Below are 12,078 nucleotides of genomic sequence, written 5' to 3'. Positions count from 1 at the left end.
GGCACCGGCAGCACCGGCGGCTCGGTCGGCACGGGCGGCTCGGTCGGCTCGGTCGGCACCGGCGGCTCGGGTGACTCGGGCGGCACGGGCGGCTCGGTGCTCGTCGCACTGGCCGCGGGCGCCGGATTCGGCGGCTTCTTCGTCCTTCTCGCCATGGCGCCCGCCGGTTCCGGCCTGTGGCCGCTGGTGGGCGCCCGGCTGTCGTCGATGGGCCTCGTGGCGCTGATCGCCGTCGTCACGCGCCGCACCCTGCGGCCCGGCCGGGGAGCGCTGCCCGTCATCATCGGCGCGGGCGTGCTCGACATGACCGCGAACGTCCTCTACCTGCTCGCGCAGCGCCAGGGCATGATCAGTCTGGTGGCCGTGCTGGTGTCGCTCTACCCGGCCAGCACGCTGCTCCTGGCCAGGCGGGTGCTGGGCGAACGGCTGCGCCCGATCCAGGTGACCGGCGTGGCATGCGCGCTGGGTGCGGTGGCGCTCATAGCCGTTGCGTGAGGGTCAAGCGCTTGCTACGTTTCGCCCGTGCGCCCTGGCCGGCCTCGACCCGACGGCGAGCCGTTGCGGCACGTCGCGGTGCCGTACGACTCGGACGAGGACTTCCTGCTGCTGGTGCTGCCGGAGGTTCGCCGGGCCCTGGCCGGCGGCAGGCGCGTGCTGGTGGTGACGTGCACGGCCAACCTGCGCCTGCTGTCCGACGCGCTCGGCCGCGACGCGGGCCGGATCGACAGCCGGATCTCCGCCTCCTGGTACGCGCACCCGCACCGCACGCTGGCCGCGTACCACGAGTACACCGTTGGCCGGCGCACACTGATCGTCGGCGAGGCCACCTGGGCGGGCCGGGGCGAGCGGGAGATCCGCGAGTGGATCCGCTACGAGTCGGTGCTCAACGCGGCGCTGGGCGGCACGGCGGCCCGGATGCTCTGCCCGTACGACCGGCGCAAGGTCCCGGAGGAGGTGATCGCGCAGGTCGCCGTCACCCACCCGGTCACACTGGGCATGGCCGGCGAGGCGGCGAGCGGCGCGTTCGTGCAGCCCCACGAGCTGGTGCTCAACGGCGACCACGCCCCGCTGCCCGACCCGAGCGGGAACGTGGAGTCGGTCCGGTTCACGGCGCCCGAGCTGAAACGGCTCAGGCACACGGTCGGCGACTACGCCAGGGCCGCCGGCATGGAGCGCGACCTGATCGCCTCGCTGGTGCTGAGCGTCTCGGAGATCGCCGCCAACAGCGTCGAGCACGGCGCGGGGCACGGGCTGATCAGGATGTGGGTGAACGGGAGAGAACTGGTCTGCGAGATCGCCGAGCCGGGCGGGGCGCTGGACGACCCGTTGCCCGGCTACATACCACCGGAGCCCGAATCCTCGCGGGGATACGGGCTCTGGATCAGCCGCCAGCTCTGCGACCACGTCGAGCTGCGGGCGGAGGACGGGACGCTGCGCGTGCGCCTGCACATGCGGCTCGGCGGATGAACGGGCCGCCGGCCGGCAGAGCTGGGCCGGGCAGAGGTTAGGACGGGCAGAGGTTAGAACGGGCAGGGCTAGGCCGCGCTCTGCGCCGGCACCCGGATGGCGCCCTCCTCGCGGGCGTACGGCTCCAGCATGCCGCGCAGCTGGCGACGGCCGCGGTGCAGGCGGGACATCACGGTGCCGATCGGGGTGCCCATCCGCTCGGCGATCTCCTTGTAGGGGAAGCCCTCGACGTCCGCCAGGTAGACGGCGACGCGGAAGTCCTCGGGGAGGGAGCGCAGCGCGTTCATCACGACGCTGTCGGGCAGCCGGTCGAGCGCCTCGGTCTCAGCGGACTTCAGCCCCGTGGAGGTGTGCGACTCCGCGGCGTGCAGCTGCCAGTCCTCGATGTCCTCGGCGGCGGACAGTTTGGGCGAGCGCTGCCTCTTGCGGTAGTCGTTGATGAAGTTGTTGGTCAGGATCCGGTGGAGCCACGCCTTCAGGTTGGTGCCCTCGCGGAACTGGTGGTAAGACGTGTACGCCTTGGCCACCGTCTCCTGCACGAGGTCCTCCGCGTCGGCGGTGTTGCGGGTAAGGCGCATCGCGGAGGCGAAAAGCTGCGACGTCACGGGCACGACATCGCGCTCGAACCAATCCTGACGCTGCTCATCGGTCATAGTGATCAAGTCATTCCCCCTAGCGCTATATCCCCATCCCGGCACAGATCACCCAAGTGAATCCATGGTGGCAACACCCACGTAAGGACCGCGTTAACGGTTACGCCTGGTCAGGGAGGTAACAGTCCATCTGCTCGCGGCGTGCGTTATCACGTCCACGGCTGGACTTGTCTCATTACCATAACACTGTCCCTCCAATTTCCCGGAAAAAGTGGCGAGGGTCACAGGAGATAGCGTATGACCATGGACTTCGTCGATCGTCACGACACGGGCGCGCGCCACTGGGTGACGGAGGCCATCCGCATGGTGGAGGCCGACGCCAACCGTAGCTGCGACACGCACCTTCATGTGTTCCCGCTACCCTCGCATTGGGAAGTAAAGCTCTACTTGAAAGACGAGTCGGTGCACCCCACCGGTTCACTCAAGCACCGCCTGGCGCGCTCGCTCTTCCTGTACGGCCTGGCCAACGGCTGGATCGGCCCCACCACGACGATCGTCGAGGCGTCCAGCGGATCCACGGCGGTGAGCGAGGCCTACTTCGCCCGGCTGCTGGGCCTGCCGTTCATCGCGGTGATGCCCGCCTCCACGTCACCGGAGAAGTGCCACCTGATCGAGTTCCACGGCGGCAAGTGTCACCTCGTCGACGATCCCACCAGGATCTACGCGGAGTCGCGCCGCCTTGCCGCCGAGACGGGCGGCCACTTCATGGACCAGTTCACCTACGCCGAGCGGGCGACCGACTGGCGCGGCAACAACAACATCGCCGAGTCCATCTACGCGCAGATGGACCTCGAACCTCACCCCGTGCCCGCGTGGATCGTCGTCGGCGCGGGCACCGGCGGCACCTCCTCCACGATCGGCCGCTACATCCGCTACCGTCGCCACCCCACGCGCCTGGCCGTGGCCGATCCGGAGGGCTCCGCCTTCTACCCGAGCTGGGTCTCTGGTGACGACTCCGTCACGGCCCCCGGCTCCCGCATCGAGGGCATCGGGCGGCCCCGGGTGGAGCCGTCCTTCCAGCCGGCGGTGATCGACCGCATGCTGGCCGTACCCGATGCCCGGTCGATCGCCGCCATGCACTGGGTGCGCGAGGTCACCGGCCGCGACGTGGGCGGGTCCACGGGCACCAACGTGGCCGCCTGCGTGGAGCTGATCAAGGAGATGCGCGAGGCGGGCGAGCGGGGCAGTGTCGTGACCCTCATCTGCGACGGCGGTGAGAGGTACCGGGGCACGTACTGGGACCCCGGCTGGCTCGCCGCGCAGGGGCTGGACATCCATCCGCACCTGGCCGACCTGCGCGCCTTCCTGGCCGGGTGACCCGGAGGTTACGAGGCGACCTTGGCGGGGTCCACCTCGAAGAGCTTGGCCACGTCGTCGAGCATCGCGTGCGCCCCCTGGATGCCGACCGCGGTCATCCACGTCTGGTCACTCACCTCGTGCTTGGCGCCCTTGAGCCTGCCCCAGAGCGGGTTGTCGACGAACTTCGCCTTCGGCCCGTCACTGGAGGGGTCGGGGTAGGTCGCGACGAAGATGTGCTCGGCGTCCAGGTCCGCGATGCGCTCCTGGCTGACGTCCACCACGATCGAGTCCTCGGTCGTGGGCTGGCCCTCGGGGCGCGGGAAGCCGACGTCCTTCATGACCAGGCCGGAGTAGGACTTCTCGACGTACAGACGGACCGTCGGCTCGCCGGCGAAGCGGACGATGGAGATGGCCGGCAGCTTGCCGCCCTGCTTCTCCTTGATCGCGCCGCCGATCTTGGCGGCACGGGCCTCGTACTCCTTGAGCTTGGCGTCGGCGAGCTGCTCCTTGCCGAGCGCCTGACCGACGAGCCGGAGGTTCTCCTTCCAGATCGCGCCGGTGGTCTCGCTGAAGACGGTCGGAGCGATCTTGGCGAGCTTGCCGTACAGCGCCTCGTGGCGGACCTTGGCCGAGACGATCAGGTCGGGCTTGAGCGCCGCGATCTTCTCCAGGCTCGGCTCCTCCAGCGTGCCGACCGGGGTCGCCTCCTTGCCGTGCGCGGCGGCGACCGCGCCGAGGTAGTCGGGGAGCTTGGACTCGATGGACCGGTAGGTGGTGTAGCCGACCACCGGCGTCTCCAGGGTCAGGACCGCGTCGACGAAGCTCTGGTCGAGCGCGACGACCCGCTTGGGCTGGGCCGGGATGACCGTCTCGCCCATCGCGTGCTTGACGGTGCGGAACGGCCCGCCGCTCTGCTGCCCGGTGGCCTGCCCCGCCTGCCCCGTGGCCCCGGGCGTCGTGGAGCCGGTCGAGCCGCAGGCGGCCAGCCCGGCCACCAGCGCCACCGCGCCCACCATCGGACCCATCAGCGCGCGCAACGGTCTCATCGAAATCCCTCTCCCTCACGGAATTTAGGTAACCCTTATTTAGGGTAGCCATGCCTAAGCTGGCATACTTCACCACGATCGGGCAAACACGCTGGGAGGAACACGTGACCGCCGCCCCCGCCGTCGCGCCGCGCCTCCGGGGCATCCGCCGGCGACGGGGCCTCGTGCTGGCCGCGCTCCTCGCGGCCCTGGGCGTGGCCGTGCTGCTCAGCATCACCGTCGGCGCCAAGGCGGTGCCCCTGGCCGACGCCTGGCAGGCGCTGACCGCCCCGACCGGCACCGAGAACGACATCGTCATCCGCTCCCTCCGCCTGCCCAGGACGGCGCTCGGCGTGCTTGCCGGGCTGGCGCTCGGCGTCGCCGGAGCGCTCATGCAGGGCCACACCCGCAACCCGCTCGCCGACCCGGGCCTGCTCGGCGTCACCCAGGGCGCGGCGTTCGCGATGGTGGCCGCGATCATCCTGCTCGGCGCGCAGAGCCTGCTCGCCTACATCTGGTTCGGCCTGGCCGGCGCCCTGATCGCGAGCGTCGGCGTGTTCGCGCTCGGCATGGTGGGCGGCCGGGGCGGGCCCACCCCGGTCACGCTGGCGCTCGCGGGCACCGCCGTCAGCGCCTTCCTGTACGCGCTGACCTCGGCCATCGTGCTCCTGGACGAGCAGGCCATGGACGTCTTCAGGTTCTGGCAGGCCGGCTCGATCGCCGCCCGGGGCGCGGACGTGCTCTGGCAGGTGCTGCCGTTCATCGTGACCGGGCTCGTGCTGGCCATGGCCAACGCCCCCGGCCTCAACGCGCTGTCGCTCGGCGAGGACGTGGCCCGCGGCCTCGGCCAGAACATCGCCCTCACCCGGGGCGTCGGCGTCGCCGCCGTCACGCTGCTCTCCGGGGCCTCGGTGGCCGCGTGCGGGGCGCTCGCGTTCGTGGGGCTGCTGGTGCCCCACGTGACCCGGCCGCTGTGCGGCACCGACCACCGCTGGCTCCTGCCGTACTCGGGGCTGGTCGGCGCGGCGCTGCTGCTGCTGGCCGACGTCATCGGCCGGGTCGTGGCCCCACCGGGGGAACTGGAGGTGGGAGTGGTGCTCGCCCTGTTAGGCGCTCCGTTCTTCGTCGCGCTGGTGCGGCGCAGGAAGCCGGTGCGGCTGTGATGACCGCCCTGCCCCTGCGCGTGGCCGGCCTGTCCTGGCAGGTACGGCCGCGCGGCACCGCCGTCACGCTCGGCGGGCTGCTGCTGCTCGCCCTGCTCATGGCCCTGAACATGCGCCTCGGCGACATCCCGATGAGCGTCGCCGAGGTCCTGCGGGCCACGTTCGACCCGGCCGACGCCGGCCACTTCGTCGTCATGGAGCTGCGCCTGCCCCGGGCGCTGACCGGCGCGCTGGTCGGCGGGGCGCTCGCCCTGTCCGGCGCGATCATCCAGTCCATCGCCCGCAACCCGCTGGCCAGCCCCGAGATCCTCGGCGTCACCACCGGCGCCTCGGTGACGGTCGTGGCCGGCGTGGTGCTCAGCGGCAGCGCGTACGGCGGCGCCAGCGGGCTGTTCTCGGCTCTCGGCATCCCGGCGCTCGCCCTGCTCGGCGGGCTGGCCGGGGCGGTGACGGTCTACGCGCTGGCCTGGCGGCGCGGGCTGGACGGCTACCGGCTGGTCCTGGTCGGCATCGGCGTGGCCGCCGTGTTCACGAACGTGAAGTACTGGCTGCTGACCGTCGGCGACGTCAACGACACCGGCAGGGCCATGGTCTGGATCACCGGCTCGCTCAACGGGCGCGGCTGGGAGCACGTCGTACCGGTGGGCCTGGCCCTGGCCGCGCTCGTCCCGCTGACGCTGCTGGGCACCCGGTCACTGGCCGCGCTGCGCTTCGGCGACGACACTGTCACCGCGCTGGGCGTGCGGACCAACCTGGCGCGCGCTCTGATGATCCTCGCCGCCGTGCTGCTGGCCGCGGTGGCCACCGCCTCGGCCGGCCCCATCGCGTTCGTCGCGCTCGCCGCGCCGCAGATCGCGCTCCGGCTGGCCCGCTGCCCGCAACCGCCGCTGCTGTCGTCGGCCGTGGTGGGCGCGGTGCTGACGACGGGCGCCGACCTGATCGCGCGCACCGCCTTCTCGCCGCTCGAACTCCCCGTCGGCGTCGTCACCGCGGTGCTCGGCGCGCCATACCTGATTCACCTGATCTGGAGGGCACGTAAATGAGGCTCCAGGCGGCCGGGGTCAAGCTCGGGTACGGCGACCGCACCGTCGTCGAGAACCTCGACCTCGGCGTACAGGCCGGCACGGTGACCACGATCATCGGCCCGAACGGCTGCGGCAAGTCCACGCTGCTGCGCGCCCTCGGCCGGCTGCTGAAGCCGCAGGGCGGCCAGGTGCTGCTCGACGGCAAGCGCATCGACCGCACGCCGACCCGCGAGGTGGCCAGGGTGCTCGGCGTGCTGCCGCAGGCGCCGACCGCACCCGAGGGGCTGACCGTGTCCGACCTGGTCGCCCGGGGCCGTCACCCGCACCAGACCTGGTACCGGCAGTGGTCGTCGGACGACGAGGCCGCGGTGGTCCGGGCGCTGGAGATGACCGGGCTGGCCGACCTGGCCGAGCGGCCACTGGACGAGCTGTCCGGCGGGCAGCGTCAGCGGGCCTGGATCTCCATGGCCCTGGCCCAGGGCACCGACCTGCTGCTGCTCGACGAGCCCACCACGTTCCTCGACCTGGCCCACCAGGTGGAGGTGCTGGAGCTCGTACGGCACCTGCACCGCGAGGCGGGCCGCACGATCGTGATGGTGCTGCACGACCTCAACCTGGCAGCCCGATACGCGGACCGGCTGGTGGCCATGCGCGAGGGCCAGGTGATCGCCGCCGGCGACCCGCACGAGGTGCTCACGGAGGACCTGCTGCGCGAGGTGTTCGACCTGGACGCCAAGGTCATCCCCGACCCGGTGGCGGGCACCCCTCTGGTCGTGCCGATCGGGCCGCGCTCGCGCCCCTGAGGGCTCTCGTCCGCCTTCCTGCCACGCCGACGCCCTCAGCCTCTGCCGGCGAGCTCCCGCCGGATGTCCGGGTCGTCCGGGGCCAGCTCCGCGGCCCTGAGCAGGTCGCGGCGCGCCTCCTCCTCGCGCCCCGCCGCCCGGTAGGCCATGGCGCGGTTGTACGCCAGGTCGGCCGTCTCCGCGAGCTTGAGCGCCCTGGTCAGGTCGTCCAGGGCGGCGGCGTGGTCGCCCGCCTCGAACGCCAGCGCGCCCCGGCTCGCCCACGCGGCCACCAGGTCGGGGTCGAGCTCCAGGGCCGCGTCGTACGCCGCCACGGCCTCCGCCTGCCTGCCCTGCGCCGCCTCCACCTGGCCGAGGACGCACATCAGGTAGGGGTTGCGCCGGTCGAGCGCCAGCCCGCGCTCCACGTCCCGCCGAGCCCCGTCGTGGTCGCCGGCCGCAGCGCGGATGCCGGACCTGTTGACGTACGCGGGGACGAACTCCGGGTCCAGCTCCAGCGTGTGGTCCAGGTCGGCGCGGGCGCCGTCGAGGTCACCCGTGGCGAAGCGGACCTCGGCCTGGTTGTAGTAGGCCTCGGGGAACGGCGGGCTGAGGCGGATCGCGGCCTCGTAGTCGTCCAGCGCCTCCCGGTGCCGGCCCAGCTTGTGGAGCAGGTTGCCGCGGTCGAGGTAGTAGTCGGGGTAGACCGGGTCGGCGCCGATGGCGACCGCGTAGTCGTCCAGCGCCTCCTGTGGGCGGCCCGTCTGGGCGAGGAGCTGGGCCCTGTTGCCGCGCAGCACGAGCCGGTGGATCGGGTGCTCGCCGGGCAGGTCGCGCTCGGCCAGCCCGATGGCCTCCTCCACCAGGGCCAGCGCGGCGCTCGGGCGGCCCCGGCGGAGCTCCACCAGGGCCTTGCCGTTCAGGTCGAACCCCAGGTGGAAGGCGCGCTCGCGGGGGTCGGGCAGCAGCGAGGCGATCGTGACGGCCTCGTTGATCCAGGCCATGGCCTGTTCGGGGTCGCGGCGGCCGTGGTCGTGGTGGCGCACCAGGAGCATGGCGGTGCCGTACGCGATCGTGGCCCGGTGCCTCGGCTCGGTGCTCGCCCTGCGGGCCCTGTCGTACAGGGCGCGGGCCTCCTCCTCGCGCTCGACGGCCTCCAGCGCCGCCGCCACCCGTTGGACGAGCACCCGCCAGCCCTCCGGGTCGGCCTCGTACGCCATGCCGCGCAGCGCCTCCAGGCCCGCCTCGGCCATGGCGTGGTGGAAGCCCTCGTCGCGGAATCGGTCGAAGTCGGCCCGGAGCGGGCCGGTGCGCGGCGCCGAACGGCCGGGGCCGATCCGCAGCAGCTCCGGGCCGAGCCGTCTCCGCAGCACCTCGACCAGCTCGGCGTCGGTCGGATCGGCCTCGTCGAGGTTGTCCACCGTGACGGCGAGCGGGCCGCTCCTGTCCAGGTGGCCGCGGACGAACTCGGCCAGCCCGTTGGCGATCCTGAGCGTGCGGCGAGGGCCGGGGATCAGGACACGCTGCGCCCTGGGCAGGCGTTCGGCCAGCGAACGCCTGCGCGCCGGGACCGGCAGGCAGGGAGCGGCGGCGCGGATCTCGATGTCGTGCGCGGCCACCAGGTCGGGCCAGCGGTCCAGCGCCTCGGGAACGAGCCGGCGCAGCAGAGCGGCCCCCAGGGTGTAGGGGCCGTGCAGCCTGCGGTCCGCGTCCAGAACGATCGTGTCCATCCGGCCCCTCTCCCGTGATCCGACCCCGGCCCCGCTCCGGCCGGCGTCCCTGACGGGGACGCCGGAGACCGGGTCAGGCGCCGTGTCGCGGCGCGGCGGCGCCGGAGGGCTTCACGGTTCCGGCCTGGTGAACGACGATCTTCTTCATCGAACCCTCTCACGTTCAAGCATGACGAGACCGTGTTGGACCGATCTCGCAGATGACCGGTTCATGTGAACACACGCAAACTCGGCGATCAAGGCTTGTCTCGGTAAGAGGGATTTCCCATACCTTTCGGACGGAGAGGTCAGTCGCCCAGAATCGCGTCCACGAACACCTCGGGGTCGAACGGCGCGAGATCGTCGGGGCCCTCGCCGAGGCCCGCCAGCTTGACCGGGACGCCCAGCTCGCGCTGGACCGAGATGACGATGCCGCCCTTGGCCGTGCCGTCGAGCTTGGTCAGCGCGATGCCTGTGATGTTGACCACTTCGGCGAACACCTGCGCCTGACGCATGCCGTTCTGGCCGGTGGTGGCGTCGAGCACCAGCAGCACCTCGTCGACCGTGGCCTTCTTCTCGATGACGCGCTTGACCTTGCCCAGCTCGTCCATGAGACCGGTCTTGGTGTGCAGGCGGCCCGCGGTGTCGACGATGACGACGTCGACCTTGTCGGCGATGCCCTTGGCGGTGGCGTCGAAGGCCACCGAGGCCGGGTCGCCGCCCTCGGGCCCGCGGACGACCTCCGCGCCGACGCGGTCGCCCCACGTCTGCAACTGGTCGGCCGCCGCCGCGCGGAACGTGTCGGCGGCGCCGAGCACGACCGTCTTGCCGTCGCCGATGAGCGAGCGGGCCAGCTTGCCCGTGGTGGTCGTCTTGCCGGTGCCGTTGACCCCGACGACGAGCACCACCGCGCACCTCTCACCGTGCCTGCGCACCTGCAGCGTGCGGTCGAGATCGGGGTTGACCTGCGCCAGCAACTGCTCGCGCAGCAGCCCGCGCACCTCCTCCGGAGTGCGGCTGCCGAGCACCTTGACCCTGGTGCGCAACTCCTCGACGACGGCCCGGGTCGGCGCGACCCCGACGTCGGCCGTCAGCAGGAGCTCCTCGATCTCGTCCCACACCTCGTCGTCGAGCCGGTCGCGGGAGAGCAGGTCGAGCAGGCCGCGGCCGAGCGCGCTCTGCGAGCGGGCCAGCCTCGAACGCAGCCGCACCATCCGGCCGGCGGACGGCGGCGGCACCTCCACCTCGGGCACGACGACCATCGGCTCGGCCGGCTTGACCGGAGGCGGGAGGATGGTGGTCGCTCCCTCGCCCTCCTCGCCCGCCGGGCGCTTCTCCTTCTCCTCGGGAAGCGGAACCGTCTCGGGCGGCTCGACCGGCGGTGGCGCGGCCTTGCCGCCCGGCCTGAGAAGCAGGAACAGGCCACCCGCCGCCAGCAGCGCGACGAGGGCCACGATCACGATGACACCGAGGTACCCATCCACAAGATGTCAGTTTTCCAGATAGAGCTCCATGGTCAGGCCCGGGGCCACGTGGATCGCACCGGTTCGCGACGGGTCAGGCCGGCTCGCGCTCGCGCAGGCGCTGGCTCACGACCTGGGTCACGCCGTCGCCGCGCATCGACACGCCGTAGAGCGCGTCGGCGATCTCCATCGTCCGCTTGTTGTGGGTGATGACGATCAGCTGAGAGCTCTGCCTCAGCTCCTCGAAGAGCGTCAGCAGCCGCTGTGTGTTGGTGTCGTCGAGCGCCGCCTCGACCTCGTCCATGACGTAGAACGGCGAGGGCCGCGCCTTGAAGATGGAGATCAGGAACGCCACCGCGGTCAGCGACCGCTCGCCGCCGGACAGCAGCGAGAGCCGCTTGACCTTCTTGCCCGGCGGCCTGGCCTCGACCTCGATGCCGGTGGTCAGCATGTCGGCCGGGTCGGTCAGCACCAGCTTCCCGTCGCCGCCGGGGAAGACCCGGGTGAAGATCTGCTCGAACTCGCGCGCCACGTCCTCGTACGCCGAGGCGAACATCTGCTCCACCCGGTCGTCGACCTCCTTGACCACGGTCAGCAGGTCACGCCTGGTCTTCTTGAGGTCCTCGAGCTGCGAGTTGAGGAACGCGTGGCGCTCCTCCAGGGCGGCGAACTCCTCCAGCGCCAGCGGGTTGACCTTGCCGAGCTGCTGCATCTGCCGCTCGGCGACGCGGGCCCGCTTCTCCTGCTCCTCGCGCACGTACGGCGTGGGCGGGTCGCCCGGGACCTGCGCCCCCGGCCCGTACTCGGAGATCAGCGCCTCGGCCTCGACGCCGAACTCGTCCATCGCGCGCTGCTCCATCTGCTCCAGGCGCAGTCGCTGCTCGGTGCGGGCCACCTCGCTGCCGTGCACGCGGTTGACCAGCTTGTCGAGCTCCTGGCCCAGCTCGCGGACGCGGACCCGCACCTGCTTGAGCTCGGCGTCGATCGCGACCCGCGCCAGGTCGGCGTCGTCGCGCTCCCTGGCGGCGAGCTGGATGGACGCCGCCAGGGCCGCCAGGACCTGCTTGGCGCCCTTGCTGACGGCCTCGGCCACCTCAGCCTGCCGCCTGCGCCTGGCGCGCTGGGCGGCGGCCTGGGCGCGTTCGTGGCGTTCGCGCTGGGCGGCGCGGACGAGGCCGTCGGCCCTGCCTTCGATGCCCTTGGCGCGTTCCTCCGCCGTACGCACCTGCAGGCGGGCCTCGACCTCGCGCTGCCTGGAGCGCTGGCAGGCGTCCGCCAGGTCGTCGCGGGCCTCGGTGGTGGGCTCGGTCTCCAGTTCCTGGGCATACTCGGCCTCGGCCAGCCGGACCTCCAGCTCGGCCAGCTCCTCCAGGCCCTCGGCGCGCGCCTCCTCGGCGGCGGTGGCGCTGCGGGCGAGGCGTTCGGCCTCGTCGTGCGCGGCCTTGGCGGCGGCTTCGAGCTGGGCCAGGCGCCTGGCCGCGGCGGCGTGGCG

At 72.1% G+C, this 12,078-nt stretch carries 11 protein-coding genes; 6 read left to right on the top strand and 5 right to left on the bottom strand.

The window, feature by feature from the left end; genetic code table 11:
* Together DQW85_RS15565 and DQW85_RS15560 are read left to right on the top strand one after the other, a co-directional pair.
* Positions 1-495 (top strand): EamA family transporter (locus tag DQW85_RS15565; RefSeq protein WP_162795021.1); only part of this gene is annotated, 495 nt, incomplete at its 5' end.
* Positions 496-522: 27 nt separating this feature from the next.
* Positions 523-1,467 carry a sensor histidine kinase gene (locus DQW85_RS15560; RefSeq protein ID WP_113701025.1) on the top strand — a complete coding sequence of 315 codons (945 nt, stop codon included), beginning with the start codon at positions 523-525 and terminating at the stop codon, positions 1,465-1,467.
* A gap of 68 nt (positions 1,468-1,535) precedes the next feature.
* Here the strand turns inward: DQW85_RS15560 and DQW85_RS15555 are convergent, their stop codons facing one another.
* Positions 1,536-2,120, bottom strand: coding sequence for a sigma-70 family RNA polymerase sigma factor (locus tag DQW85_RS15555; RefSeq protein WP_113701024.1), 585 nt, complete (start codon positions 2,118-2,120; stop codon positions 1,536-1,538).
* A 243-nt stretch (positions 2,121-2,363) separates the two neighbouring features.
* Here DQW85_RS15555 and cds1 point away from each other — a divergent pair, with 243 nt between their 5' ends.
* Positions 2,364-3,437 (top strand): L-cysteine desulfhydrase Cds1, encoded by a 1,074-nt coding sequence (cds1, locus tag DQW85_RS15550; RefSeq protein ID WP_113701026.1) that lies wholly within the window; start codon positions 2,364-2,366, stop codon positions 3,435-3,437.
* A gap of 8 nt (positions 3,438-3,445) precedes the next feature.
* Here cds1 and DQW85_RS15545 read toward each other — a convergent pair whose 3' ends face one another.
* On the bottom strand, positions 3,446-4,465 hold the full coding sequence (locus DQW85_RS15545) for an ABC transporter substrate-binding protein (RefSeq protein ID WP_113701023.1): 1,020 nt from the start codon (positions 4,463-4,465) through the stop codon (positions 3,446-3,448).
* Positions 4,466-4,515: 50 nt separating this feature from the next.
* Here DQW85_RS15545 and DQW85_RS15540 point away from each other — a divergent pair, with 50 nt between their 5' ends.
* From DQW85_RS15540 to DQW85_RS15530, 3 genes are read left to right on the top strand one after another with little or no spacing between them, the layout of a single operon-like run.
* Positions 4,516-5,607 (top strand): FecCD family ABC transporter permease, encoded by a 1,092-nt coding sequence (locus tag DQW85_RS15540; protein ID WP_113701022.1) that lies wholly within the window; start codon positions 4,516-4,518, stop codon positions 5,605-5,607.
* Positions 5,607-6,650, top strand: a complete 1,044-nt coding sequence (locus DQW85_RS15535) for a FecCD family ABC transporter permease (protein WP_113701021.1) — start codon at positions 5,607-5,609, stop codon at positions 6,648-6,650. The genes DQW85_RS15540 and DQW85_RS15535 overlap by 1 nt, the downstream gene beginning before the upstream one ends.
* Positions 6,647-7,435: an ABC transporter ATP-binding protein gene (locus DQW85_RS15530; RefSeq protein ID WP_113701020.1), complete on the top strand. Its 789-nt coding sequence runs from the start codon at positions 6,647-6,649 to the stop codon at positions 7,433-7,435. The genes DQW85_RS15535 and DQW85_RS15530 overlap by 4 nt, the downstream gene beginning before the upstream one ends.
* Before the next feature lie 35 nt (positions 7,436-7,470).
* Here the strand turns inward: DQW85_RS15530 and DQW85_RS47640 are convergent, their stop codons facing one another.
* The 3 genes from DQW85_RS47640 to DQW85_RS15515 all read right to left on the bottom strand — a co-directional run.
* Positions 7,471-9,144, bottom strand: coding sequence for a tetratricopeptide repeat protein (locus DQW85_RS47640; protein ID WP_113701019.1), 1,674 nt, complete (start codon positions 9,142-9,144; stop codon positions 7,471-7,473).
* A gap of 287 nt (positions 9,145-9,431) precedes the next feature.
* Complete coding sequence (ftsY, locus tag DQW85_RS15520; RefSeq protein ID WP_113701018.1) at positions 9,432-10,607, bottom strand: signal recognition particle-docking protein FtsY; 1,176 nt, start codon at positions 10,605-10,607, stop codon at positions 9,432-9,434.
* Between the two features lie 73 nt (positions 10,608-10,680).
* The coding region (locus DQW85_RS15515) for an AAA family ATPase (protein WP_162795020.1) at positions 10,681-12,078 on the bottom strand (1,398 nt) is incomplete at its 5' end.

The organism is Nonomuraea lactucae, assembly GCF_003313395.1.
Classification (GTDB): Bacteria; Actinomycetota; Actinomycetes; order Streptosporangiales; family Streptosporangiaceae; genus Nonomuraea; species Nonomuraea lactucae.
This window is presented reverse-complemented; position numbering and strand designations above follow the sequence as displayed.

Excerpts from the sequence above, each read along its gene's own strand:
- DQW85_RS15540 (WP_113701022.1), top strand. The coding sequence starts at position 4,516 with ATGCCTAAGCTGGCATACTTCACCACGATCGGGCAAACACGCTGGGAG.
- cds1 (WP_113701026.1), top strand. The coding sequence starts at position 2,364 with ATGGACTTCGTCGATCGTCACGACACGGGCGCGCGCCACTGGGTGACG.
- DQW85_RS15555 (WP_113701024.1), bottom strand. The coding sequence starts at position 2,120 with ATGACCGATGAGCAGCGTCAGGATTGGTTCGAGCGCGATGTCGTGCCC.
- DQW85_RS47640 (WP_113701019.1), bottom strand. The coding sequence starts at position 9,144 with ATGGACACGATCGTTCTGGACGCGGACCGCAGGCTGCACGGCCCCTAC.
- DQW85_RS15545 (WP_113701023.1), bottom strand. The coding sequence starts at position 4,465 with ATGAGACCGTTGCGCGCGCTGATGGGTCCGATGGTGGGCGCGGTGGCG.
- DQW85_RS15530 (WP_113701020.1), top strand. The coding sequence starts at position 6,647 with ATGAGGCTCCAGGCGGCCGGGGTCAAGCTCGGGTACGGCGACCGCACC.
- DQW85_RS15535 (WP_113701021.1), top strand. The coding sequence starts at position 5,607 with ATGACCGCCCTGCCCCTGCGCGTGGCCGGCCTGTCCTGGCAGGTACGG.